Annotated in this window: 21 protein-coding genes; 12 read left to right on the forward strand and 9 right to left on the reverse strand. The window is 60.6% G+C overall.

Annotated elements, in window-relative coordinates:
- Window positions 1-3: 3 nt before the first annotated feature.
- Window positions 4-1620 carry a L,D-transpeptidase family protein gene (locus tag VY732_RS17905; protein ID WP_331691355.1) on the reverse strand — a complete coding sequence of 539 codons (1617 nt, stop codon included), beginning with the start codon at window positions 1618-1620 and terminating at the stop codon, window positions 4-6.
- Window positions 1621-1771: 151 nt separating this feature from the next.
- Between VY732_RS17905 and VY732_RS17910 the strand changes: the two genes are divergently transcribed.
- Window positions 1772-2485, forward strand: a complete 714-nt coding sequence (locus VY732_RS17910) for a murein L,D-transpeptidase catalytic domain family protein (RefSeq protein WP_331691356.1) — start codon at window positions 1772-1774, stop codon at window positions 2483-2485.
- A 1193-nt stretch (window positions 2486-3678) separates the two neighbouring features.
- Here VY732_RS17910 and VY732_RS17915 read toward each other — a convergent pair.
- Window positions 3679-5097 (reverse strand): MFS transporter, encoded by a 1419-nt coding sequence (locus VY732_RS17915; RefSeq protein WP_331691357.1) that lies wholly within the window; start codon window positions 5095-5097, stop codon window positions 3679-3681.
- Between the two features lie 103 nt (window positions 5098-5200).
- Between VY732_RS17915 and VY732_RS17920 the strand changes: the two genes are divergently transcribed.
- Window positions 5201-6088, forward strand: coding sequence for a LysR family transcriptional regulator (locus VY732_RS17920; protein ID WP_331691358.1), 888 nt, complete (start codon window positions 5201-5203; stop codon window positions 6086-6088).
- On the opposite strand, the gene VY732_RS17925 is transcribed toward VY732_RS17920, so the two are convergent.
- Window positions 6085-6705, reverse strand: a complete 621-nt coding sequence (locus VY732_RS17925; RefSeq protein WP_122600324.1) for a cell wall hydrolase — start codon at window positions 6703-6705, stop codon at window positions 6085-6087. The genes VY732_RS17920 and VY732_RS17925 overlap by 4 nt on opposite strands.
- A gap of 208 nt (window positions 6706-6913) precedes the next feature.
- Between VY732_RS17925 and VY732_RS17930 the strand changes: the two genes are divergently transcribed.
- Window positions 6914-7756 (forward strand): CAP domain-containing protein, encoded by an 843-nt coding sequence (locus VY732_RS17930; protein WP_419789262.1) that lies wholly within the window; start codon window positions 6914-6916, stop codon window positions 7754-7756.
- 449 nt (window positions 7757-8205) lie between these two features.
- Here VY732_RS17930 and VY732_RS17935 read toward each other — a convergent pair whose 3' ends face one another.
- The 4 genes from VY732_RS17935 to VY732_RS17950 all read right to left on the reverse strand — a co-directional run bounded on the left by VY732_RS17935 (window position 8206) and on the right by VY732_RS17950 (window position 13202).
- Entirely contained in the window at window positions 8206-8361 is a 156-nt protein-coding gene (locus tag VY732_RS17935; protein ID WP_081265204.1) for a DUF2474 domain-containing protein, read from the reverse strand.
- Window positions 8348-9364, reverse strand: coding sequence for a cytochrome d ubiquinol oxidase subunit II (gene cydB / locus VY732_RS17940; RefSeq protein ID WP_331691359.1), 1017 nt, complete (start codon window positions 9362-9364; stop codon window positions 8348-8350). Before cydB ends, VY732_RS17935 begins: the two co-directional genes overlap by 14 nt.
- Before the next feature lie 3 nt (window positions 9365-9367).
- Entirely contained in the window at window positions 9368-10771 is a 1404-nt protein-coding gene (locus tag VY732_RS17945; RefSeq protein WP_331695881.1) for a cytochrome ubiquinol oxidase subunit I, read from the reverse strand.
- Window positions 10772-10877: 106 nt separating this feature from the next.
- Window positions 10878-13202, reverse strand: a complete 2325-nt coding sequence (locus tag VY732_RS17950; RefSeq protein ID WP_331691360.1) for an FdhF/YdeP family oxidoreductase — start codon at window positions 13200-13202, stop codon at window positions 10878-10880.
- Between the two features lie 354 nt (window positions 13203-13556).
- On the opposite strand from VY732_RS17950, the gene moaA reads away from it, so the two are divergent.
- Window positions 13557-14555 (forward strand): GTP 3',8-cyclase MoaA, encoded by a 999-nt coding sequence (moaA, locus tag VY732_RS17955; protein WP_331691361.1) that lies wholly within the window; start codon window positions 13557-13559, stop codon window positions 14553-14555.
- Between the two features lie 35 nt (window positions 14556-14590).
- Window positions 14591-15487, forward strand: coding sequence for a bestrophin family protein (locus tag VY732_RS17960; RefSeq protein WP_331691362.1), 897 nt, complete (start codon window positions 14591-14593; stop codon window positions 15485-15487).
- Between the two features lie 323 nt (window positions 15488-15810).
- Here VY732_RS17960 and VY732_RS17965 read toward each other — a convergent pair whose 3' ends face one another.
- Together VY732_RS17965 and moaB are read right to left on the reverse strand one after the other, a co-directional pair.
- The gene (locus VY732_RS17965; RefSeq protein ID WP_331691363.1) at window positions 15811-17016 is read right to left on the reverse strand and encodes a molybdopterin molybdotransferase MoeA; all 1206 of its coding nucleotides are present in this window, start codon (window positions 17014-17016) and stop codon (window positions 15811-15813) included.
- Window positions 17013-17552 carry a molybdenum cofactor biosynthesis protein B gene (gene moaB / locus VY732_RS17970; RefSeq protein WP_150794935.1) on the reverse strand — a complete coding sequence of 180 codons (540 nt, stop codon included), beginning with the start codon at window positions 17550-17552 and terminating at the stop codon, window positions 17013-17015. Before moaB ends, VY732_RS17965 begins: the two co-directional genes overlap by 4 nt.
- A gap of 289 nt (window positions 17553-17841) precedes the next feature.
- Here moaB and VY732_RS17975 point away from each other — a divergent pair, with 289 nt between their 5' ends.
- From VY732_RS17975 to VY732_RS18005, 7 genes are all read left to right on the forward strand, one after another.
- The gene (locus VY732_RS17975; RefSeq protein ID WP_331691364.1) at window positions 17842-18741 is read left to right on the forward strand and encodes a LysR family transcriptional regulator; all 900 of its coding nucleotides are present in this window, start codon (window positions 17842-17844) and stop codon (window positions 18739-18741) included.
- Window positions 18742-18957: 216 nt separating this feature from the next.
- Window positions 18958-19803 (forward strand): formate dehydrogenase accessory sulfurtransferase FdhD, encoded by an 846-nt coding sequence (gene fdhD / locus VY732_RS17980; RefSeq protein WP_331691365.1) that lies wholly within the window; start codon window positions 18958-18960, stop codon window positions 19801-19803.
- Complete coding sequence (gene moaC / locus VY732_RS17985) at window positions 19800-20285, forward strand: cyclic pyranopterin monophosphate synthase MoaC (protein ID WP_137216490.1); 486 nt, start codon at window positions 19800-19802, stop codon at window positions 20283-20285. The genes fdhD and moaC overlap by 4 nt, the downstream gene beginning before the upstream one ends.
- Window positions 20282-20533 (forward strand): MoaD/ThiS family protein, encoded by a 252-nt coding sequence (locus tag VY732_RS17990; RefSeq protein WP_322843888.1) that lies wholly within the window; start codon window positions 20282-20284, stop codon window positions 20531-20533. The genes moaC and VY732_RS17990 overlap by 4 nt, the downstream gene beginning before the upstream one ends.
- Window positions 20534-20536: 3 nt before the next feature.
- Entirely contained in the window at window positions 20537-20998 is a 462-nt protein-coding gene (moaE, locus tag VY732_RS17995; RefSeq protein WP_331691366.1) for a molybdopterin synthase catalytic subunit MoaE, read from the forward strand.
- Between the two features lie 317 nt (window positions 20999-21315).
- Entirely contained in the window at window positions 21316-22659 is a 1344-nt protein-coding gene (chrA, locus tag VY732_RS18000) for a chromate efflux transporter (protein WP_331691367.1), read from the forward strand.
- Between the two features lie 408 nt (window positions 22660-23067).
- Window positions 23068-24432: a glutamine synthetase family protein gene (locus VY732_RS18005; protein WP_331691368.1), complete on the forward strand. Its 1365-nt coding sequence runs from the start codon at window positions 23068-23070 to the stop codon at window positions 24430-24432.
- The last annotated feature ends 139 nt before the right edge of the window (window positions 24433-24571 follow it).

Below are 24571 nucleotides of genomic sequence, written 5' to 3' on the forward strand. Positions count from 1 at the left end.
GGCTCAGTGCGCCCGGTCAAGCCCGACGAGCAAGGCGCTGTCACGGCTGTAGATGTCCGGTGAGTAACGCACGCGGCCGCTGCTGTCGACCTGCGCTGTCCAGTAGGTCATCAGGATCGGCACCGGCGCCGACAGACGAAATTCGTGGGTGGTTCCGGTGGCCAGCAGGGTTTCGGTGCGGGCCTTTTCCGCCGGGGTGAGCAGCAGATCGCGCAGTTGCATCGGATGCTCGACCCGGACGCAGCCGGAACTGAAAGCACGCGGGCCTTTTTCGAACAGCGCCTTGCTCGGCGTGTCGTGCAGGTACACCGAGAACGGGTTCGGAAAGCGGATGACCATTTGCCCCAACGGATTACGCGGCCCGGCGTCCTGACGCAGCATGATGTTGCCGGGGTTGTCCCAGTCGATATCCGCGGCCGCCAGCGGCTGACCGTTGGCGTCGAGCACTTGCAGGTTCTGCCGGCTGAGGAAGGTCTGGTCCTTGCGGATTGCCGGCAGCTTGTCTTCCTTCCAGATGGTCGGCGGCACTGTCCAGGTCGGGTTCAGGGTCAGGCGCGTGACCCGCGATTTGAGCAACGGCGTCTGGCGTTCCGCGCGACCGACTTGGGTGCGGGTCTGCCACACCGGCACGCCGCCCTGATACAGCGTCAACTCAGCGGCGGCGACGTTGACCAGCAGGCCATTGGGTTCCATGTCCTGAGCCATCCAGCGGAAGCGCTCAAGGTTGACGCGCAATTGTTCACGGCGAATCAGCGGGCTGATGTTAAGTTCGGCAATCGTTCCTGGCCCGACCACGCCGTCGGCCTGCAAGGAGTGGTTGGCCTGAAAACTCTTCACCGCATCAACCAGCACGCCGTCATAAGCATTGTCAGGCGTACCAATCACATGAGTCAGATAGCCTTCGCTGTACAGCCGCTGAGCCAGTTCTGGCACACGTTTGTCCTCCATGGCCGGGCGCAACAGCGGTCCGCTGCCCACCGATTGCCATTGCGGCAAGGCTTTGAGCCGTTGCGCCGCGTACAGCTGACGCAGGTCCTGATATTGCGCCAGACGCGGACGGGCCAGATCAAACGCGGCGGGAATGTCGTGCATGCCCGGTACGGCGATCGCCAACAACTCCGCCTGACGGTCACGCGGGCTGGCGTCGGCATGCCACAGCGGCTCGAAGTGTGATTGCAGCAGGCTTCCGTAATGCAGATCCTGCAGGGCCTGGAGGTAGTTGCGGCTGATGTCGATGTCGGCACACAACTCGCCATCCTGCGGCGCCGCGGTCGCGACCGGATAGCGCTTTGGATTGAGACCATCATCGGCCAACAGCTGCAATTGCGCGCGCAACACCGGCAATCGTGCCGACTCACTGGCCCACAACGGCATCCAGTCCTGCTGCTGGTAGAACGCCTGCAATTGCGTCAGCGCCGGGCCGTTGAGATGCGCGGCAATCGCCGGGCACGACTGCGGCAGATTGATCATTACAGCCTGCAACGGACTTTGCGGCTCGACCGGCATCTCGGCCGGTGGCGTTGGCAGTGTCTCCAGCGGCGGCAACGGCTCATCGGCACAAGCGACAAACGGCGCAGCGAGCAAACAAATGCTCAAGTAGCATGCGTACTTTTTGAACAACTGCTTTACTCCAATCCATGGCCGTCCAGATGATGGCCAACCTTACATCAGGTGCGCTTGAGAGTCAGGCTCGATCAACGGGCTTGCGGGTATTGACTGGGAGTCAGGAGCCAAAGTGCCAAATAAGTAGCAAGTGAGGACACTTTATAAAATGTTGACGTTTTTGCGCCGACTTCTGTTGACCACCGCGACCCTTGTCGTGGTGTCCAGTCCCGTTTTTGCTGCCGGCAAACCATCGCCGGTTCTCTACACCAGCCTCGCGCACGCCGCGCCAGAACTCAATCCCCAAGCGCTGAAAGGTGCGTTGAACGCCATGCAATGCGCGGTCAACAACGGTGCGAAACCGTCCCGCCACCTGGCGATCATCGATTATTCGCAACCGTCCACCGAACGCCGTCTGTGGATCTTCGATCTCAGCAAAAAGCGATTGGTGCTGCGCGATCTGGTTGCTCACGGTTCCAATTCCGGGGAAAACTTCGCCACGCAGTTTTCCAATGTCGAAGGCAGTTACCAGTCCAGTCTTGGCCTGTTCCGCACCCAGGAAAGCTACAGCGGCACCCACGGTTATTCGCTGCGCATGGACGGTCTGGAGCCGGGCTTCAATGACATGGCTCGCGATCGCGCCATCGTCATTCACGCCGCCAGTTATGTGAACCCGTTGTGGAGCAAGAAACAGGGGCGCATCGGCCGCAGTCAGGGCTGCCCGGCGGTACGGCCGCAGATCGCCAAGCAGGTGATCGACCGGTTGAAGAATGGCCAGTTCATGTTTTCGTGGTACCCGGATCAGCGCTGGCTGAAGTCTTCGCCGTACCTCAACTGCCAGCCGCAACAGGTGGCGAGCATCCTCAATACCCACGCGAGCTAACAGACCACCACAAATCCCCTGTAGGAGTGAGCCTGCTCGCGATAGCGGTGTGTCAGTCACCGGAGATGCTGACTGTGCCGGCCCCTTCGCGAGCAGGCTCGCTCCCACATTTGATCGCGGTTCGGTCGAAGTTCTGCTGATCAACCCGATCCCCTGTAGGAGTGAGCCTGCTCGCGATAGCGGTGTGTCAGTCACCGGAGATGCTGACTGTGCCGGCCCCTTCGCGAGCAGGCTCGCTCCCACATTTGATCGCGGTTCGGTCGAAGTTCTGCTGATCAACCCGATCCCCTGTAGGAGTGAGCCTGCTCGCGATAGCGGTGTATCAGCCACCGGAGATGTTGGCTGTGCCGGCCTCTTCGCGAGCGGGCTCGCTCCCACATTTGATCTCGGTTCGGCCGAAGTTCTGCTGATTAACCCGATCCCCTGTAGGAGTGAGCCTGCTCGCGATAGCGGTGTGTCAGTCACCGGAGATGCTGACTGTGCCGGCCTCTTCGCGAGCAGGCTCGCTCCCACATTTGATCTCGGTTCGGCCGAAGATCTACTGATCAACCCGATCCCCTGTAGGAGTGAGCCTGCTCGCGATAGCGGTGTGTCAGTCACCGGAGATGCTGACTGTGCCGGCCCCTTCGCGAGCAGGCTCGCTCCCACATTTGATCTCGGTTCGGCCGAAGATCTACTGATCAACTCGACCCCTGTGGGAGCGAGCTTGCTCGCGAAAGCGGAGTGTCAGTCACCGGAGATGTTGGCTGTGCCGGCCCCTTCGCGAGCAGGCTCGCTCCCACATTTGATCTCGGTTCGGTCGAAGATCTACTGATCAATCCGATCCCCTGTGGGAGCGAGCTTGCTCGCGAAATCGGTGTTTCAGTCACTGGAGATGTTGGCTGTGCCGGCCCCTTCGCGAGCAGGCTCGCTCCCACATTTGATCTCGGTTCGGCCGAAGATCTACTGATCAATCCGATCCCCTGTGGGAGCGAGCTTGCTCGCGAAAGCAGAGTGTCAGTCACTGGAGATGTTGGCTGTGCCGGCCCCTTCGCGAGCAGGCTCGCTCCCACATTTGATCTCGGTTCGGCCGAAGTTCTGCTGATCAACCCGATCCCCTGTAGGAGTGAGCCCGCTCGCGAAAGCGGTGTTTCAGTCACCGGAGATGTTGGCTGTGCCGGCCTCTTCGCGAGCCTGCTCGCGAAAGCGCTGTGTCAGTCACTGGAGATGTTGGTATTGCCGGCCTCTTCGCGAGCAGGCTCACTCCTACAGTTGAACTGCGCTCGGCTTATGATCAAAGCCATAGCCATCAATGCCACCGCTACGCCAAAAGTGATGTGCAATCCACTGGCAATGGCCGTAGCCGGCGCCTGTGTCGGATCGCCCGCTGCCAGCGCAAACACCGCGCCCATCACCGCCGCGCCAGTGATCAAGCCGAGGTTGCGCGCCAGCCCGAGCATCGCCGAAACCACGCCACGCTGATCCTGACTGACCCCGGCCATCAATCCGGTGTTGTTGGCCGCCTGGAACAACGCGTAACCGACAGCTATTACCATGATCGGCAGTACATACGCGGCCAGTCCCATACTCATCGGCAACAGTGCCAGCAAGCTGCAACCGCCGGCCATCCCGAGCAATGCGCCCGGCACAATCCGTCGTGCGCCGAAGCGATCCACCAAACGTCCCGCCGGTACCCCACTCATTGCGGACAACAACGGTCCGATCGATAACGCTACTCCGACCATTGTGCTGCTGAGACCCAAACCCCGGTGCAGGTAAAACGGCCCGACCACCAGCGTGGTCATCATCACCGTCGTCACCAGCAACGTCAGCGTTAGACTGCTGTTCAGTCGAGGATCGCTAAACAGCGACAAACGAATCAGCGGCGCCTTGGCCTTCTTCTCGATCATGAAGAACAACCCCGCGCCGCACAGGCTGGCCAACAGCAACGGCACGGTGAAACCTTCAAGCGTCATCGCCAGCGCATAGGCCGCCAGCGTCAACACCAGCACCGCGCTGCCTGAATAATCGAACGCGACACGCGGCCCTGGCCCTGCGGCCCGATCCGCTGGCAAAAAGCGGTACACCAGCCAAATATTGAGCAAACCCAACGGCACGTTGAGCAGAAAAATCGCCTGCCAGCCGACATGCGTCATCAATAGCCCACCCAGCGACGGCCCAAGACTGGTGCCCGTCGCCGACATTGTCGCCAGCAAGCCCATCGCACTGCCCGCCCGCGCCTTCGGCACCGCATCGGCCACCAGCGCCACCGTCAAGGCGAACATGATCGCCGCGCCAACACCTTGCACCGCCCGTGCGCCGATCAGCCAACCGAGTCCCGGAGCCAACGCGCAAGCCAACGAAGCGCTGGTGAAAATGCCGATCCCGATCAGCAGCAATCGCCGCCGTCCAAAACCATCGCCCAGACGCCCGACACTGACAATCAATGTAGTGATCGCGAGCAGATAAGCCAGCACGATCCATTGCACCTGTTGAAACGTCGCCTCGAACGCCGTCGCCAGAATTGGCAACCCGGCGTTGGCGATGCTGGTGTCCAGCGACGGCATCAACATCGACAGGGCCAGACTGGTCAGCGCCCATCGGGCGGGACTGCTCAAGGGTTCTCGGGGCATGATCGGCTCGCAACGCATAGGTGATGCGTCATAGCCTGAGCCTCGACAACACACGGCGCAAGACGCATGCTTTGCACTCAATACCTGCATGGAACGCCATATCATGACCGCGCCGGACCTGAACCTGCTGATCACCCTCGACGTCTTGCTGCGCGAAGGCAGCGTCGCCCGCGCCGCCAAGTGCCTGCGGTTGAGCCCGTCGGCCATGAGTCGCGCCCTCGCCCGTCTGCGCGAAACCACCGGCGATCCGTTATTGGTGCGCGCGGGTCGTGGCCTGGTGCCAACGCCGCGCGCACTCGAGTTGCGCGAACGGGTCAGTCATCTGGTGCAGGACGCCGAGGCGGTTTTACGGCCCGCCGAAGTACTCGACCCCGGCCGCTTGCAACGCACCTTCACGCTGCGCAACACCGACGGCTTTGTCGAAACCTTCGCCGCCGCCCTGCTCGCGCGCATCGCTGAAGAAGCACCCGGCGTACGCCTGCGCTTTGTGCAGAAAGCCGACAAGGACAGCACGCCGCTGCGCGAAGGCCGCGTCGATCTGGAAACCGGCGTGGTCGACGACAGCACCGACCCGACGCTGCACAGCCGCATCCTGTTTCAGGATCAGTGGATCGGTGTGGTGCGTGAGGGGCATCCGTTGAGCGCGGGGAAAATCACCAGCAAGCGCTTTGCCGGCGGCGAGCACATTCTCATTTCACGGCGCGGACGCAACAGCGGCCCGGTCGACGAAGCGCTACTCACGTTCGGACTGACGCGGGACATCGTCACCTCATTCGGCGGTTTCTCGGCGGCGCTGACGCTGGTGCGTGAATCAGACCTGATCGCCACGGTCCCGCAAAGGCATACGAGCAAACTGCGCACGGGCCTGCACAGTTTCGCCCTGCCCTTCGCGATGCCGGACATCAGTGTGTCGATGCTCTGGCACCCGCGCATGGACGCTGACCCGGCGCATCGCTGGTTGCGCGAATGTGTGCGGCAAGTCTGCGCTTAACGCGCGTCGCCACCGGCTGGTTTATAGAAGAGGAATTTTTTCGTTTCAGCGGTTCTGCGGTATTCCTTGGCCCAGCTCGGATGAACATTACGGTCATGGAAATACAGCGCGCCGTTGGTGCGATCCTTGAGTTGGCGGTTCAGCGCTTTGCGGGCGATATCCTTGGCCAGCGTGTATTCGGCATCTTCCTTGACCTGATCCGGACGCCCGTCGCACCACCAGGAAAACTGGCAGCTCTTGCTTTCCGAGCCTTGTTTGACGACGGCACACACCGTGTCAGGAAAGCCTTCATGGCCGAGGCGATTCATCACCACACTGGCCACGGCTTCCATTTCCGGCGTGTCTTTGCCTTTGGCTTCCCAGTAGATACTGCGCGCCAGACAGGTGATCGGATCATCCAGCGGCGCCGCGCCGGCCGGGTCGACCGCCTGCACTTCGGTCGGGGTGATGGCTTCGGCTTTCGGTGCCGGTGCAGCGCTAACCTTGTCCGCCGCTTTCTCTTCCAGCACTTGGGCTTTTTCTTCAGCCTTCGCTTTGATCGGGGCCTGATCGGTGGCCCATGCAGAGCCTGCCAACAGGGTGAATACGAGACAACCCGCCCAGCCTTTCAATCCCATGTCTGTTCTTCCGGCAGCGCCCGATGCGGGCAAGGTGTTACGTCGGGGAGACACCCGGTTTCCGGGCTCTTCGGTGAGTGTAGACGGCAAACCCAGAGGCAAAGTTGCGCAGAAAACCGAGTGAATGAAGAAAAAAGACATTGCACTCCCCGGGGGCCTTTCGCGCATCATGGGCGCATTCAGCTCAAGGGAGATTTCCATGCGCTTCATGCCATTCGTTTTGCGTTGTGCCGCGTTGTCCGTGGGCGTTGTGTTTGCCATTCCGGCCATGGCCGGCGATGAGTCGCAACTGATCGAGTCGATCAACAGCTACCGCAGCCAGCCGCAGCGTTGCGGTTCGCAGGCATCGAATGAACTGCCACCGCTGTCGGCGGATCCACGGCTGAGATTACGCGCCACCGGTGCTGTCGATCTGCAACAAGCCATGGCCAGCGCCAGTTACCCGATGGTCAATGTGCAGGCGATCACGCTCAACGGCCCGCGTGATGCGGCGTCGGCGATGAAAGCGATTCAGGAAAGTTTCTGTCAGGTGGTGCTCGATCCGCAGTTCGTCGATGTCGGTGTCAGCCGTGATGACCGTGATTGGCGCATCGTGCTGGCGCGGCCGCTGCTGTCGGCCAAGCTTGGCGATGCGCAAAGTGAGGGGCAGAAATTGCTCAGTGAACTCAACGTCGCCCGCAGCCAGGCGCGTCAGTGTGGCGGCCAGGCTTTCGCCGCTGCCGCACCACTGGCCTGGAACGCGACACTGGGCACGATCGCCCAGGATCACAGCCGCGACATGGCCAACAACAATTACTTCGACCACAAGGACCGCGACGGCCGCACCCCGGGCGATCGCGCAGAACTCGCCGGCTACAGCGGTCAACTGGTCGGCGAAAACATCGCCGCCGGCCAAGACACCGTGCACAAAGTCGTCGAAGGCTGGCTCACCAGCCCTGGCCATTGCGCCAACCTGATGAACCCGCAATACCAGGAACTCGGCGCCGCCTACGCGACCGACCCGAAAAGCAGTGCCGGCATTTACTGGACCGCGATGTTTGGCGCCCAATAACTCAAATCTCAAAAACACCACAACACCTGTGGGAGCGAGCCTGCTCGCGAAGAGGCCTTTACAGTCAACATCAATGTGTCTGACCTGACGCCTTCGCGAGCAGGCTCGCTCCCACAGGTGTCCGGCGGTGTTTACATATTCTCCAACCACCACAAATCCCTTTAGGATTGAGCCTGCTCGCGATGAGGCCAGTACATTCAACATCAACGTTGTCTGACCTGACGCCTTCGCGAGCAAGCTCGCTCCCACAGTGTCCGGCGGTGTTTACATATTCTCCAACCACCACAAATCCCTGTAGGAGTGAGCCTGCTCGCGATGGGGCCATTACATTCAACATCAATGTTGTCTGACCCGACGCTTTCGCGAGCAGGCTCGCTCCCACAATGTCCGGTGGTACATCCAAAATCCCCGACCATAAAAAACCGGAGCCAGGCTCCGGTTTTTTATGATCAATGGGTCCTCATCCCCGCGGCGTACATCGCCAGTTTCAGCAGACTGGCGACAACCGCCAGCGACACCACGCTGCCCAGCCAGATCAACAACAGCCAGCCCAAACGCTTGTACCAGCGGCTGGATTTCACTTCTCGCGAGTCAATGGTAGCCATCGCCAATCCTCACTTTGCCGCGGAACACGTAGTAGCTCCAGAAGGTGTACATCAGGATCACCGGCAGGATGAACAGTGCACCGATCAGCGCGAATAACTGGCTCGACGGTGGTGACGCAGCGGCCCAAATGCTCACCGACGGCGGGATGATGTTTGGCCAGATGCTCAGCGCCAGGCCGATGTAACCGAGCAGCATCAGCACCAGCGTGAACACGAACGGCCAGTGCGTATGCCGCTGACGCAACGTGCGCAGCAGCCCGAACAGCGCCAGCAACGCCAACACCACCAACCCGGCGAAAACCTGCAGATGCCCGTGCGTCGACCAACGCGCCGCCAGCTCCGGATGCAGTTGCAGCGTCCACACGCCAATCACCAGCACCATCGCCATCAACAGCAAGGCCAGCGGCCGGGTGAACAGACGCATCCGCGACTCCAGCATGCCCTCGGTCTTGACCAGCAACCACGTGCTGCCAAGCAACGCATACGCAATCACCAGGCCCACGCCACACACCAACGGAAATGGCGCCAACCAGTCCAGACCGCCACCGGCAAACTGCCGATCGACCACCGGGATCCCGGACACATACGCGCCAATCACCACGCCTTGGGAGAACGTCGCCAGCAGCGAACCACCGATAAACGCCTTGTCCCACCAATGGCGTTTTTGCGGCGACGACTTGAAGCGAAACTCGAACGCCACGCCACGAAAAATCAACCCGCACAGCATAAGGATCAGCGGCAGGTACAGCGCTTCGAGAATCACCCCGTACGCCAGCGGAAACGCGCCATACAACGCCGCCCCGCCAAGCACCAGCCACGTCTCATTGCCGTCCCAGACAGGCGCGACTGTGTTCATCATGACGTCGCGTTCCTGCTCGTCCGGGATCAGCGGAAACAGGATCCCGAGACCCAGATCGAAACCGTCCATGATCACGTACATCATCACCCCGAAGGCGATGATCACTCCCCAGATCAACGAGAGATCGATACCTTGAATACCCATGACTCAATGCTCCTTCACAGGGGTGATAGCCGCCGAAATCGGTCGACGCGGCGTCTGCAATTCATCGCCCGCAGGCGGATGTTCGTGGTGCGGCTGCGGGCCTTTTTTCACCAGTTTCATCATGTAGCCGATGCCCACGCTGAACACGGTGAAATAGATCACCACGAACAGTGCCAGCGACGTGCTCATCTGCGCCACCGAGTGATGCGACGCGGCGTCGTGGGTGCGCAGCAAGCCGTACACCACCCACGGCTGACGCCCGACTTCCGTGGTGACCCAACCGGCCAGCAGCGCAATCAAGCCGCTCGGCCCCATCAGCAACACCAGACGCTGGAAGCCGCGATGCTGATAAAGCTTGCCGCCCCGGCGCAACGCCAGACCGAGCAAACCGACGAGGATCATCAACATCCCCAACCCGGCCATGACGCGGAAGCTCCAGAAGATCACGGTCGAATTCGGCCGGTCTTCTTTCGGGAAGCTCTTCAGCGCCGGGATCTGCTTATCGAGGCTGTGGGTAAGAATCAGGCTGCCGAGATAGGGAATCTCCAACGCATACTTGGTCTTCTCCGCCTGCATATCAGGGATGCCAAACAGCACCAGCGGCGTCGGCCCGTTGTCGGCGTTTTCCCAGTGACCTTCAATGGCGGCGATCTTCGCCGGTTGATGCTCCAGCGTGTTCAAGCCATGGGCGTCACCGACCACCGCTTGAATCGGCGCAATGATCAGCGCCATCCACAACGCCATGGAAAACATCTTGCGCACCGGCGCGGTGTTGTTGCCGCGCAACAAATGCCAGGCAGCCGACGCACCGACGAAGAACGACGTCGCCACAAACGCAGCAATCGCCATGTGCGCCAGACGGAACGGGAATGACGGGTTGAACACAATCGCCAGCCAGTCCAGCGGCATCACCCGACCGTCGACGATTTCAAAGCCCTGCGGCGTCTGCATCCAGCTATTGGACGCAAGAATCCAGAACGTCGAAATCAACGTGCCGATCGCGACCATCACCGTAGCGAAGAAGTGCAAGCCACGGCCGACGCGGTTCCAGCCGAACAGCATCACCCCGAGGAAACCGGCCTCAAGGAAGAACGCTGTCAGCACCTCATAGGTCAGCAACGGCCCGGTGATGCTCCCGGCGAAATCCGAGAAGCCGCTCCAATTGGTGCCGAACTGGTACGCCATGACCAGCCCCGAGACCACGCCCATGCCGAAGTTGACCGCGAAAATCTTCGACCAGAAATGGTAGAGATCGCGGTACGTGTCATTACGGGTTCTCAGCCACAGACCTTCGAGTACCGCAAGAAAACTCGCCAGGCCGATGGTGATCGCCGGGAAAATAATGTGGAACGAAACCGTGAACGCGAATTGGATTCGCGCCAGGTCCAGTGCCTCCAGATTGAACATGATGATGTCCTCATCCAGGCTGAAAAGCGGCAGCACGAACCCGGGCCACCGCCAGGCGCGAACGCCTGCAGCCAGTCAAATTGCTATGATTTTTATGAGTGGCGGGTTACGCCACCGACGACGGGATCAGGTTGCTGACCTTCGCGGCTTCGAGGCGGATCGCGACGAACTTGGACGTCGGCGTGTAGGTCCGGTCGCCGTAGCTTTCCAGCGGTACCAAAGGGTTAGTCTCCGGGTAATACGCCGCTGCCTGCCCTGGCGGAATGTCGTAGGCAATCAGGGTAAAACCACTGACTCGACGTTCGCGTTCGTCATCCCACAGCGCCACCAGATCAACCTTCTGCCCCGGTTCAAAGCCCAGGCGCTGGATGTCCTGCTCGTTGGCGAAGATCACGTCGCGCATGCCGTAGACCCCGCGATAACGGTCATCGAGACCGTACAGCGTGGTGTTGTACTGATCGTGGGAGCGCATGGTTTGCAGAATCAAATGCGGCTTGACCGGCAAGTTGCGCACGCCTTCGCTGATCAAGTGCTCGGGCAACACGCACGGGGTGAACTGCGCCTTGCCGCTGGCGGTGTTCCAGACCCGATCCGAAGCGTCGTTACCGAGGTGAAAACCACCTGGAATCAGCAGTTTTTCGTTGAAGTTTTCAAAGCCCGGAATCACGTCGGCAATCAGGTTGCGGATGCGCCCGTAGTCGCCCACCACCCACTCCCAATCGATCGGATGCTTGCCCAGCGTCGCGGCGGCGATCCCGGCAATGATCGCCGGCTCGGATTTCAACTGCGCCGACTTCGGCTTCAACTGACCGAACGACAAATGCACCATGCTGAAGGTGTCTTCGACGGTCACGCCTTGCGGGCCTTCGGCCTGGATATCGATGTCGGTGCGCCCGAGGCACGGCAGTATCAGCGCATCGCGACCGGTGACCAAGTGGCTGCGGTTGAGCTTGGTCGCAATGTGCACGGTCAGGTCGAGTTTGCGCATCGCCGCGTGGGTGCGCGGGGTGTCCGGCGTGGCTTGGGCGAAGTTGCCGCCCAGACCGATGAACACCTTGGCGTCGCCACGTTCCATGGCGCCGATCGCCATCACCGTGTTGTGCCCGTGCATGCGCGGCACGTCGAAGTTGAAGCGTTTTTCCAACGCGTCCATCAAGTCTTTCGGCGCCAGTTCGTTGATGCCCATGGTGCGGTCGCCCTGCACGTTGCTGTGGCCACGAACCGGGGAAAGCCCGGCGCCCGGACGGCCGACGTTACCGCGCAGCAGTTGCAGGTTGATGACTTCCTGCAGGGTTGCCACGGAATGCACGTGCTGGGTCAGGCCCATGGCCCAGCACATGATCACGCTTTTGGCGCGGCCATACATGCGCGCGGCCAGTTCGATGTCATGCAACGGCACGCCGGACTGCTCGAGAATGTGCTCCCAGCTTGTTGCTTCGACTTCAGCCAGATAGCTATCGAGCCCTGTGGTGTGCTCGGCAATGAAGGCGTGATCGAACACCGGTTCGCCGCCAGTTGCCTGTGCTTCGCGCTCCCACTGCAACAGGAATTTGACCATGCCGCGAATCATCGCCATGTCGCCACCCAGTGCCGGGCGGAAGTAGGCGGTGTTGGTCGCTTCCCAGCCGTTGCTGAGCATTTCGATCGGGTTCTGCGGGTTCTGGAAACGCTCCAGGCCACGCTCTTTCAGCGGATTGATGCAGACCACTTGGGCGCCACGTTTCACCGCTTCACGCAGCGGTTCGAGCATGCGCGGGTGGTTGGTGCCGGGGTTCTGGCCGATCACAAAAATCGCGTCGGCGTGATGCAGGTCCTCGTAGACCACGGTGCCTTTACCGACGCCGAGGGTCTCGATCATGCTCACCGCACTGGCTTCGTGGCACATGTTCGAGCAGTCGGGGAAATTGTTGGTGCCGAATGCACGAACGAACAATTGATAGAGAAACGCGGCTTCGTTGCTCGCGCGGCCCGAGGTGTAGAACTCGGCTTCATGCGGCGATTTGAGGTTTTTCAGGTGATCAGCGATCAGCGCGAACGCATCTTCCCAACTGATTTCCACATAGCGGTCGACCCGCGCGTCGTAGCGCATCGGGTGGGTCAGACGACCCTGATATTCCAGCCAGTAGTCGCTCTGCTCGGCCAGGCTCGACACCGTGTACTTGTTGAAGAACGCTGGGTCGACCAAACGCCCGGTCGCTTCCCAGTTCACCGCTTTCGCGCCGTTTTCGCAGAACTTCAACATGCTCGCGCCGGGCGCCTCGCCCCAGGCGCAACCCGGGCAGTCGAAGCCGCCGTTCTGGTTGGTCTTGAGCATGGCGCGGATGTTTTTCAGGGCGTTTTCACTGCCCAGCCAGCTCTTGGTCAGGCTGATAACAGCGCCCCAACCGGCAGCGGCGCCTTTGTAGGGTTTGTAACGGTCGACTTGTGACATGGGACTCTCCATGACGATGCACACAGGGATGAACCTGATTCGGTTAAACAGCGACGGCCGACTTTCAAGATTGAAAAGGGGTCGTTGGGTTTGCCGGGGCAAGGATATGAACCGTTACAAAACATTGTCTAATCGCTATTAATGACCGTCTTATCGAAAGCATCTATCACGGTCAAAAACCCTTTATTTACGGGACTTTGTGAAACTAACGAGACAACTTTCGGCGAAAAATAATTCATCATCGACGGCATCAATCAGCTGTTCATTAACAGTGATTGGACGGCACTTAAAGTTAGCCATAACCTGCGCTGACCAAACTCCTTCAACCGGGGTTTTCATTCCTGCGAGGCTGTCATGTCAGAGCGTGTCTTGATCGATGGTTACAACCGCCGTGTCGACTATCTGCGCATGTCGGTGACCGACCGCTGCGACTTCCGCTGCGTCTATTGCATGGCTGAAGACATGCAGTTCCTGCCACGGCAGAAAATCCTCACTCTGGAAGAGATCTATCAACTGGCGCAAAGCTTTGTGGCGTTGGGGACGCGCAAGATTCGCCTCACCGGTGGCGAGCCGCTGATCCGTCCGGGCGTGGTCAAGTTGTGCGAGCAGATCGCCGCCCTGCCCGGCCTGCGCGAGTTGTGCATGACCACCAACGGCTCGCAACTGGGCAAACTCGCCGTTCCACTGTTCGATGCCGGGGTCAAACGCCTGAACATCAGCCTCGACAGCCTCGATCCGCAGCGCTTCAAACAGATGACCCGCACCGGCGATCTGGCGCAGGTGATCAACGGCATCGATGCCGCGCGCAAGGCCGGTTTTACCCGCACTAAACTCAACGTCGTGGTGATGCAGGGCCGTAACGATCAAGAGATCAATGATCTGGTCAGCTTCGCGATCGACCGTCAGCTCGACGTTTCTTTCATCGAAGAGATGCCGCTGGGGATCATCAGCGAACACAGCCGTGCCGAGTCATTTTTCTCCAGCGCACAGGTGCGCGAAAAGATTGCCGAGCGCTACACCCTGATTGACTCTGCCGAGTCGACGCAAGGCCCGTCACGCTACTGGCGGCTGGCCGAGGCGCCGGAGATTCGCCTGGGCTTTATCTCGCCGCACAGCCACAACTTTTGTGGCACATGCAACCGTGTGCGCCTCACCGTCGAAGGGCGCCTGCTACTGTGTCTGGGTAACGAGCATGCGGTGGATCTGAAAGCGGTGCTGCGTGCGCATCCGAGGCAACCGCAGCGGCTGGAGAAAGCCATCATCGAGGCGATGAAACTCAAGCCGTATCGGCATAATTTCGAAGTGAACGATGATGTTCAGGTCGTGCGCTTCATGAACATGACGGGCGGCTAGACCGCCCCTTCCAAGGGTTATCGGAACCGCACAGCATGATCATCAGACCCAAGGTCAACCAGTTCGCCATTCTCTTCACCCTCAAGGGTTCGATCGCCAAGCGCATCGCCATGCGCACGTTGATGGTCACCCTGCTCGCTTCGGCTATCGTGCTGGTGGAAATCCTCCATCCGAGCAACTTCACCAAGGTCAACGCCACGCCGTTTACCTTGCTCGGTTTGTCGCTGTCGATCTTCATGAATTTTCGCAACAACGCCTGCTATGACCGCTGGTACGAAGCGCGCAAAGCCTGGGGCGAAGTGATCGTGCACATTCGTTCGGTGATTCGTGAAACCCATGTCATTCGGGAGTCGGCTGAGCGCAAGCCGTTGTTGCTCAATCTGTGCGGCTTTGCCCATGCGCTGAACGCGCGATTACGCAAGGAAAGCGAGGCCGATGCGAGCAACCAATGGATCATGCCGAAACCCGATCCGCAGACGCCGGATTACAGCGGGCGCATCCTGCAAACGGTCGGCCAGCAGTGTTCCGATCTGCATCAGAACGGTGAGCTGACTGAGTGGCGCTACATGTTGCTGGCCAACCATTTGACCAGCCTGACCCAGGCGCAAGCGGTGTGTGAGCGAATCAAAACCACGCCACTGCCGTTTCCTTACACGCTGTTGTTGCACCGGACGATTTATCTCTTCTGCATCCTGCTGCCGTTTGCCATGGCTGAACCGCTGGGCTGGCTGACACCGTTGTTCACGGCGATTGTCAGCTACACGTTCTTTGGCCTGGATGCGATTGCCGATGAACTGGAAGACCCCTTCGGCCGCGACGAAAACGACCTGCCCACCGATGCACTGGTGCGCACCATCGAACGTGACATCCTCAGCGAACTGGGTGCAGAAGTACCGCCGGCGCTGAAGCCTGTGGACTATGTGCTGAGCTGATCCTTAGCTCTCCAGATACCCCAAAACCCTGTGGGAGGGAGCCTGCTCGCGAAGAGGCCGTATCAGCCAACATCGATGTTGACTGACACTCCGCATTCGCGAGCAGGCTCGCTCCCACAGGGTTCGCGTACACCGCAGATATTGATGACCACCAAATCCATTGTGGGAGCGAGCCTGCTCGCGATGGCGCCGGCCCAGTCAACATCTTCGTCGATTGACCCTCCGTCATCGCGAGCAGGCTCACTCCTACAGGTTTTGCATTCACACCCGGATATTGATGAGCGCCATAAAGCTCGCTCCCACAGGTTGAATTTGTGTTGAGGTCAGAAGAGTTCGTTGAAGGGGATGAAGCGCAGCGGGTCGCCGAGGTTGTGCGTGCTGTTCTCAGGGATTTCCACCAGGCCGTCGGCCCAGGTCGCGCCGAGCAGGACGCCGGAGCTTTGATTCGGATAAAGCACCGCACGCCCCGCTTCCAGCTTCACCCGCAAGTATTCACGGCGGCCGCCCGCCTTGTGCCAATCGAAACCAGTATCGACCGTAAAACTCAGCGGCATGACATCTTCGACACCTTGAATGCGCAGCAGATACGGCCGCGCCAACAAGCCAAACGTCACCAGCGCCGAGGTCGGATTGCCCGGCAGACCAATCACCGGCACCGTGCCGAAATGCCCGACCGTCAGCGGTTTGCCTGGCTTGATCGCCAGTTTCCACAACAGCGGTTTGCCGCTGTCGCGCAGCACCTGCCCGAGGCAGTCGGCATCACCGGCAGACACGCCGCCCGTGGTCAGAATCAGATCCGCGCTCACTTGCAGTTGCTCAAGCTTGAGCCGTGTCTGCGCCGGGTGATCCGGCAGGATCCCGGCGTCGATCACCTCACAACCCAACTCACGCAGCCAATGCCCCAACAGCACACGATTGCTGTTGTAAATGCTGCCGGGGCGCAACGGCAGACCCGGTTCGACCAGCTCATCACCGGTCGACAACAGCGCCACCCTCGGCCGGCGCACCACATGCAACTGCGCCAGCCCCTGCCCCGCCGCCACCGCCAGTTCAAACGGACCGAGGCGCTTGCCCGCACGCAGCAAAATATCGCCGACGCGGTTCTCCTGACCCTGTGCGCGAATGTTCTGCTCGACCTTTAACGGCTGCAAAAACCGCACGCGACCGTCGTCCAGTACCTCGATGTTTTCCTGCATTTCCACGCAGTTGGCACCGGGCGGCACCGGCGCGCCGGTGAAGATCCGCGCGCAAGTTCCAGGCAACAACACCTCAGGAGCGGCCCCCGCGTAAACCCGTTGCGACACCGCTAGCGGCTGCTGATCCAGATCGGCCAGGTTCAACGCATAACCATCCATGGCGCTGTTCGGCCACGGCGGTAAATCGAGGGTCGCTACCAGATCACTGGCCAACACCCGGCCGCGCGCCTCATCGAGCGCCAGCACTTCGCTGTCGGCCAGTTGTTGTTCATTGGCCATGAGCAACAACTGCTCGAGCGCGTCCTCCACCGGCATCAAGGGTGAACGGCTCATCCGCGCGGCCCACACGCCTGCACCGCTTTCAGATGCGGGACGAAATTGCACGGGCGATGACGGTTATCCAGTTGCTCGGCAAGAATGCCTTCCCACGCCGTGCGGCAGGCACCGGTCGAGCCCGGCAGGCAGCACACCAAAGTGCCGTTCGACAGCCCGGCCAGTGCACGGCTTTGCACGGTGGACGTGCCGATATCCAGAATCGAAATCGCCCGGAACAGCTCACCAAAACCATCGATCTGCTTATCGAACAGGCAGGCCACCGCTTCCGGCGTACTGTCGCGACCGGTGAACCCGGTGCCGCCGGTGATCAGCACCACTTGAATGGTTTCGTCGGCAATCCAGTTCGCCACCTGTGCACGGATCTTGTACAGATCGTCCTTGAGCAAGTTGCGCTCGCTCAAGGTGTGCCCGGCCTCCAGCAAACGACTGACCAGCAACTGGCCGGACGTATCGCTGGCGTAATCGCGCGTATCGCTGACCGTCAGCACAGCAATATTCAGGGGGACAAACAGGGCATCGGCTTTGGCGCTCATGGCAGTTCTCCGGCAGCAGTCAATCAACATTGCCGAGCAGCCTAAGTGCCACTTATGAGTACTGTCTAATCACTCTCGCCAACCGCATTATCGACCCGCTCTATCGGTGCTTTTCACCTCGCCAGACGCCAGCGGAACCGGGCCTGATAGAGTTGATCGATTGGCCCTTAAACAGTTCCGATTGGACGAATATCCGTCCAGATGAGATCGTCGCACCCTGCGCTTTTCGTGCGTCTCGCGCATCTGCGTCAATACTCAATCAAAAAATCCCCATCGAGCAGGTGCCTTCGTGGACATCAAACAACTCAAGTTCCTGATCGCGCTGGACGAAACCCGCCACTTCGGCCAGGCCGCCGCACGCTGCCACATCACCCAGCCGACGTTGTCGATGCGCCTGCGCAATCTCGAAGATGAGCTGGATCTGGTGTTGGTCAACCGTGGCCAGCGCTTTGAAGGTTTCACCCAGGCCGGCGAGCGCGTGCTGGCCTGGGCACGCACTTTGCTGGCAGCTCACGACGGTCTGTTCGCCGAAGCGGCGGCGTGTCGCGGGCAACTGGTCGGTAGCCTGCGTCTGGGTCTGGTGCCGCTGAGCAGCTTCAACCCGGTCAATTACATTCAGGGGTTGTCCGGCACTTATCCGGAGTTGAAATTCAGCCTGTCGTCGCTCAGTTCCGACGAGATCATCGCCGGGCTGGGCAACAATCAGCTCGATCTGGGCGTGTGCTACCTCGACCACGTCAACCCGAACTATTTCGAGTTTTTCGAGATTGGTGAAACCCGTGTCGGCCTGCTCTACGACAACCGCCACTTTCATTTCGAAGGCTCGGAAATGAGCTGGGAAGACGCCGCCGAGCTACCGCTGGGGATGATCACCGCCGGCATGCATTACCGTAAATCCATCGATTTGAGTTTCCGCAGCCGTGGCCTCAGCCCGCAGCCGATCATGGAAAGCGATTCGACCTATCAGCTGTTGCAGGCGATTCACCAAGGCTTCTGCTGCGCGATCATGCCCCTGGACAGTGGCCTGGAAGAGCCGATCGAACACCTGTCGTTCATGCAATTGCCGGATGCCAGCGTGCTCGCGCCATTGGGGCTGGTGATGCGCAAGACCGAACCGCGCTCGGCGATTGCCGAGAAGTGTTTTGCCGAGGCGCGGAGGTTGTTTGGGGTTGAAGTTTCTGCCGAGTAATTGATGTCGTATATCAGGTCCTCATCGCGAGCAGGCTCACTCCTACAGGGGAACGCATTCCAAATGTAGGAGTGAGCCTGCTCGCGATGAGGCCGGACCAGCCAATACACATCTCGGTTGATCGACCAAAGCAATCACCACATCGGAACAAGCGATTGGACGCACTTTTAGCGCCCCCGTAGCCTGAACACTCTTCAGCGCCTCGGGACTTTCAAGATGCTCTGCCACGTCGAAACCCTCACAGAATCCGCCAGCGAGCCCAACGCCCCCGCGCCACAACCGGCGCAAGTGGCGTTTCGTGAATACCTGCCCGACACCGCCATCTCCCACGCCGCACTGGCCTCGGAAATCGCTCTCGCCATCAGCTACAACGGCTTGAGCCAGGCAGTGATGATGGTCTCGCCCGGCAACCTCGAAGACTTCATCCGTGGCTTCAGTTTGAGCAACGCGATCATCGACTGCGTCGACGAGATCTACGACATCCGCCTCACGCATTTCGATCAGGCCTGTCAGGCCGAGGTGCAGATTTCCAGCCGGGCGTTCTGGGCCCTGAAGGATCATCGTCGGCAAATGACCGGCACCAGTGGTTGCGGCATCTGCGGCGTCGAAGCGCTGGAGCAGGCGCTGCCGCAACTGCAGATCCTGCAACCTTCACCGCTGCCGCCGGCCGAGCATTTCGACGGCATCCGCCAACGCATCGAACAGGCCCAGCAACTGGCGCGCAGCAGCGGTGCCTTGCATGCAGCGCTGTACTTCGACGTCGACGGTGAAGCGCTGCTGTGCCGCGAAGACATCGGCCGCCACAACGCCCTCGACAAGCTGATCGGCGCGATGCAGATCGACGCCATCGATGCGGCTGAAGGCTTCGTCGTGGTCACCAGCCGTTGCAGCCTCGAACTGATCCACAAAGCCGTGCGCGCACGCCTCGGCACCCTCGTCAGCCTGTCAGCGCCTACCGCACTGACCGTGGGTTGGGCGCTCAGGCATCGACTCAACCTGATCCACGTGCCGCACCGCAACGCCCCGCGAATTTACAGCCCGATCCAGGAGTTTTCCGCATGAGCCACACCCTCACCCACCTCGACGATCAGGGCCGCGCCAACATGGTCGACGTCAGCGACAAAGCCGCGACCCGCCGCGAAGCCAGCGCGCAAGCCTGGGTGCAGATGCACCCGCAAACCTTGCAGATGATACAGGCCAACGGGCACCCGAAAGGTGATGTCTTCGCTGTCGCGCGGATCGCCGGCATCCAGGCCGCCAAGCGTACCCACGAACTGATCCCGCTGTGCCATGCGCTGCTGCTCAGTTCGATTCACGTCGAACTCAAGGCTTGCGAACCGGACCGCGTGCAAATCACCAGTACCTGCCGCCTCACCGGCCAGACCGGTGTCGAACTTGAAGCCCTGACCGCCGCCAGCGTCGCCGCGCTGACTATTTACGACATGTGCAAAGCGGTGGATCGGGCGATGGTCATCGGCGACATCCGCCTGCTCAGCAAACAGGGCGGCCGCTCAGGCCACTTTCAATGGGAGGACGCGCAATGATCCTGATCAACTACTTCGCCAGCTACCGTGACCGGCTCAATCTGGGCGGTGAAAAAATCCCGCTGACTGAGGCTTTGAGCTGCGTTGAAGACGTGCGGCAAATGCTCATGGAGCGCGGCGAGCTGTGGCGTGAAGTGCTCGGTGCCGGCAACCTGATGTGCGCGGTGAATCAGGAATTGTGTCAGCCGAGTCAAGCGATTGAGGATTTCGATGAAATTGCCTTTTTTCCGCCGGTCACCGGAGGCTGATTGATGACAGTTCGAGTCCAGTACAAAAGCTTCGACGTCGGCCAGTTGACCGCCGACCTGCACGCGCGCAATCCACGGGTGGGCGCGGTGGTGAATTTCATTGGTTACGTGCGTGATCTGAACATTGGCCAGACGGTGAACGAGTTGTTTCTTGAGCACTATCCGGGCATGACCGAAAAGGCCCTCGAACAAATCGCCGAAGAGGCCCGCGAGCGTTGGCCGTTGTTGGGGGTGGAGATTGTGCATCGGGTCGGTGCGCTGTCGGTGTGCGAGCCGATCGTGTTTGTCGGGGTCAGCAGCAGGCATCGGCATATGGCGTTCGAGGCCTGCGCGTTCATCATGGACGTGCTCAAGACCCGTGCGCCGTTCTGGAAGCGCGAGACTACGTCGCAGGGTGCGCATTGGGTCGAAGCTCGGGAGAGTGATCAGAATGCGGCGTTGCGCTGGAGCCTGGCGCATGCCTGAACAGCAAAAGCCCCCTCACCCTAGCCCTCTCCCCGAGGGAGAGGGGACTGATTGGGGGATATTGCAGAGGTACGCCGACGTGAAGGAATTGTGGTGAATCCATAATCGATGGAATCTGTCAGATCGATGGACGATGCCAGACGCCTGCGTCAGCCCCTGCCGCTGATGACCAAATCCATAATCGACTCGATTTTTCAGGTCGATGGTTAACACAAGACACCTCGGTCGGCCCCCTCTCCCTCTGGGAGAGGGCTGGGGTGAGGGTTGAAAGTCTGATTAGATAGCCACTCCGCCAGGACCCAACTCCGGAGTCTCGCTTGAGCACAGCGCCGAACAACCTGCCCCGCCCCGATCCCGTCACCCTGCGCCAGGCCTGGCGTTTCTGGCTGAAACTCGGCTGCATCGGTTTCGGCGGGCCGGCCGGGCAGATTGCGATCATGCATCAGGAGCTGGTCGAGCGCCGGCGCTGGATTTCCGAAAAGCGTTTCCTGCACGCACTCAACTACTGCATGTTGCTGCCCGGCCCCGAGGCGCAGCAATTGGCGACGTACATCGGCTGGCTGCTGCATCGCACCTGGGGCGGCGTCATCGCCGGTGCGCTGTTTGTGTTGCCGTCGTTGTTCATTCTGATTGGATTGTCGTGGCTGTACATCGCCTTCGGTGACGTGCCGACGGTGGCCGGGGTGTTTTACGGGATCAAACCGGCGATCACCGCGATTGTGTTACACGCCGCGCATCGCATCGGCGCGCGTGCATTGAAGAATGCCTGGCTGTGGGCGATTGCCGGGGCATCGTTCGTGGCGATTTTCGCCTTCAATGTGCCCTTCCCCCTGATCGTCCTCGGGGCTGCATTGATCGGCTATCTGGGCGGGCGATTCGCCCCTCAGCGGTTCAGCAACGCGGGTGCGCGCAACAGCGAGAAATCCTTCGGCGCGGCGTTGATCGACGACGATACGCCAGCGCCCGAACACGCCCGTTTCAGCCTGCCGAAGCTGCTGCGCCTGGGGTTGATCGGCGCAGTGCTCTGGTGTTTGCCGATGGCGCTATTGACAGCATTGTTCGGCTGGGACGGCACGTTCACGCAAATGGCCTGGTTCTTCACCAAAGCTGCGCTGCTTACCTTTGGTGGCGCTTACGCGGTGCTGCCTTACGTCTATCAGGGCGCCGTCGGGCATTACGGCTGGTTGACGCCGACGCAGATGATCGACGGCCTCGCCCTCGGTGAAACCACCCCCGGCCCGCTGATCATGGTGGTGGCGTTCGTCGGTTTCGTCGGCGCCTACGTGCAACCGGCGTTCGGCCCCGAACATGCCTTTGCCGCCGGGGCGCTGGCGGCAACGTTGGTGACCTGGTTCACCTTCCTGCCCTCGTTTCTGTTCATCCTCGCCGGTGGGCCGTTGGTGGAATCGACGCACAACGAACTGAAGTTCACCGCTCCGCTGACGGCGATCACCGCTGCCGTGGTCGGGGTGATTGTCAATCTGGCGTGTTTTTTCGCTTATCACGTGTTCTGGCCGAACGGTTTTACCGGGGCGCTGGATGTGTTTTCGCTGATGCTGGCGGTTGCGGCAGCATTGGCTTTGTTCGTTTTCAAGCGCGGCGTGATCAGTGTGTTGATCGTTTGCGCCGTCGCCGGGCTGGGCTTTCACCTGATGCGTTGAACCCTGGCCTGCGAATCTCCCGTTTACACGCCCGCGAATTCCCCCTTACTATCCGGGCACACCGGTCGGCGGGTCAGCCCGCCACCGACGTTTTCCGCCAACGGAAACACGCGTTATGAGTACGTCACCACAACAAGCAGAATCGTTGAACGTCTCTACCCTGCGCGCCCTCTCTCACAGGGGCGGCGTATGAATCGTATCGTCAATCTCCCCATGGCCCTGCGCCGCTCCAAGCTGCGTCACTCCGCACGCCCGCCGGATATCGCCCGGTCTGTCTGATCGCGTCGGTTAAAGAACCGCGACAGCCCCCTGCTTCTTGATATCCCTGCCAGGACAGCCACGCCTATTGCCGCGTCGTGTCCGGCCCGAATCTGCGCGCCCGTGCGGCGCCATCGTGAGTGATTGATTATGAAATTCGCAGCCATCGAAGACGCACGCCTGTTCCTTGAACAGAACCCCGATATCGACATGATCGAACTGTTCATCCTCGACGCCAACGGCGTGCCGCGCGGCAAGCTGTTGCACCGTGAAGAACTGCTCGCCGTGTACCAAAGCGGTCGGCCGCTACCGAGCACTATTCTCGGTCTGACCGTGCAGGGGGAGGACGTCGAAAACTCCGGTCTGGTCTGGGACGTCGGCGATATCGACTGCCGCGCCTACCCGCTGGAAGGCAGTCTGGTACGCCTGCCGTGGCGGCAGATTCCGACCGCCGCCGTGCAGGTCAGCATGCACCCGACCGAGGGCATGCCAGCCAGCATCGCCGATCCACGCCACTTGCTGATCAAGATCATCGACGGGCTCAAGGCCGAGGGTTATCACCCGGTGATGGCCTGCGAGCTGGAGTTCTATCTGCTCGACGCCAAACGCGACCACAACGGCCGCCCGCAACCGGCACTGGACGCGGACGGTGGTCGACCGCGACACACTCAGGTTTACGGTTTGCGTGAGCTGGAACAGATCGAACCGTTCCTCGCCGACCTCTACAGCGCCTGCAAGCTGCACGGCATTCCGGCGCGCACGGCGATCTCCGAATACGCGCCGGGTCAGGTGGAAATCACCCTTGAACATGGCGACGCGCTGGAGGCGATGGACCAGGCAGTGCGTTACAAACGTCTGGTCAAAGCCATCGCCCACAAGCACGGCATGCAGGCAACGTTCATGGCCAAGCCGTTCGATGATCTGGCCGGCACCGGCATGCACATGCACGTCAGTCTGGCCGATGGCGCGGGACGTAACCTCTTTGCCTCGGAAGACCCGGCCGGCACGCCGCTGCTGCGCACGGCGATTGGCGGCATGCTCGCCTCCTTGCTGGATTCATTGCTGCTGTTCTGTCCGAACGCCAACTCGTACCGGCGCTTCCAGGCCAACAGCTACGCACCGCTGGCGCCGACCTGGGGCGTCGACAACCGCACCGTCAGCCTGCGCGTTCCGGGCGGCCCGGCCAACACTCGGCACATCGAACACCGTATCTGCGGCGCCGACGCCAACCCGTATCTGGCCGCAGCAGCGATCCTTGCCGGGATTCATCGCGGCATTCGTGAAGACCTCGATCCGGGTGCGCCGGTGGAAGGCAATGGTTATGCGCAGGCGAAGGAATTGCTGCCGACTGATTGGCTGACCTCGCTGCAAGCGCTGGAGAATTCGGTGTGGGCGCGGGACGCCTTGGGGCAGGAATTTCTCGGGGTGTATCTGGCGGTGAAACGTGCCGAGTACCGGCAGTTCATGGCCGAGGTGGGTGAGCAGGATTGGCGCTGGTATCTCACCGAGGCCTGAAGACTCACCCCTACCCCCTGTAGGAGTGAGCCTGCTCGCGATGAGGCCATGTCAGTCAAACCATCTGTGAATGACACACCGCTATCGCGAGCAGGCTCACTCCTACAAGGGACCGCGTACAACCTAAGAATTCGTGTGG

This window comes from Pseudomonas sp. ZY71 (genome assembly GCF_036542145.1).
GTDB lineage: Bacteria > Pseudomonadota > Gammaproteobacteria > Pseudomonadales > Pseudomonadaceae > Aquipseudomonas > Aquipseudomonas koreensis_A.

Excerpts from the sequence above, each read along its gene's own strand:
- VY732_RS17915 (WP_331691357.1), bottom strand. The coding sequence starts at position 5,097 with ATGCCCCGAGAACCCTTGAGCAGTCCCGCCCGATGGGCGCTGACCAGT.
- VY732_RS17990 (WP_322843888.1), top strand. The coding sequence starts at position 20,282 with ATGATCCTGATCAACTACTTCGCCAGCTACCGTGACCGGCTCAATCTG.
- moaE (WP_331691366.1), top strand. The coding sequence starts at position 20,537 with ATGACAGTTCGAGTCCAGTACAAAAGCTTCGACGTCGGCCAGTTGACC.
- VY732_RS17930 (WP_419789262.1), top strand. The coding sequence starts at position 6,914 with ATGCCATTCGTTTTGCGTTGTGCCGCGTTGTCCGTGGGCGTTGTGTTT.
- VY732_RS17920 (WP_331691358.1), top strand. The coding sequence starts at position 5,201 with ATGACCGCGCCGGACCTGAACCTGCTGATCACCCTCGACGTCTTGCTG.
- fdhD (WP_331691365.1), top strand. The coding sequence starts at position 18,958 with ATGCTCTGCCACGTCGAAACCCTCACAGAATCCGCCAGCGAGCCCAAC.
- VY732_RS17950 (WP_331691360.1), bottom strand. The coding sequence starts at position 13,202 with ATGTCACAAGTCGACCGTTACAAACCCTACAAAGGCGCCGCTGCCGGT.
- VY732_RS17910 (WP_331691356.1), top strand. The coding sequence starts at position 1,772 with ATGTTGACGTTTTTGCGCCGACTTCTGTTGACCACCGCGACCCTTGTC.
- VY732_RS17925 (WP_122600324.1), bottom strand. The coding sequence starts at position 6,705 with ATGGGATTGAAAGGCTGGGCGGGTTGTCTCGTATTCACCCTGTTGGCA.
- VY732_RS17935 (WP_081265204.1), bottom strand. The coding sequence starts at position 8,361 with ATGGCTACCATTGACTCGCGAGAAGTGAAATCCAGCCGCTGGTACAAG.
- VY732_RS17965 (WP_331691363.1), bottom strand. The coding sequence starts at position 17,016 with ATGAGCCGTTCACCCTTGATGCCGGTGGAGGACGCGCTCGAGCAGTTG.
- moaA (WP_331691361.1), top strand. The coding sequence starts at position 13,557 with ATGTCAGAGCGTGTCTTGATCGATGGTTACAACCGCCGTGTCGACTAT.
- VY732_RS17960 (WP_331691362.1), top strand. The coding sequence starts at position 14,591 with ATGATCATCAGACCCAAGGTCAACCAGTTCGCCATTCTCTTCACCCTC.
- VY732_RS18005 (WP_331691368.1), top strand. The coding sequence starts at position 23,068 with ATGAAATTCGCAGCCATCGAAGACGCACGCCTGTTCCTTGAACAGAAC.
- moaC (WP_137216490.1), top strand. The coding sequence starts at position 19,800 with ATGAGCCACACCCTCACCCACCTCGACGATCAGGGCCGCGCCAACATG.
- cydB (WP_331691359.1), bottom strand. The coding sequence starts at position 9,364 with ATGGGTATTCAAGGTATCGATCTCTCGTTGATCTGGGGAGTGATCATC.
- VY732_RS17945 (WP_331695881.1), bottom strand. The coding sequence starts at position 10,771 with ATGTTCAATCTGGAGGCACTGGACCTGGCGCGAATCCAATTCGCGTTC.
- moaB (WP_150794935.1), bottom strand. The coding sequence starts at position 17,552 with ATGAGCGCCAAAGCCGATGCCCTGTTTGTCCCCCTGAATATTGCTGTG.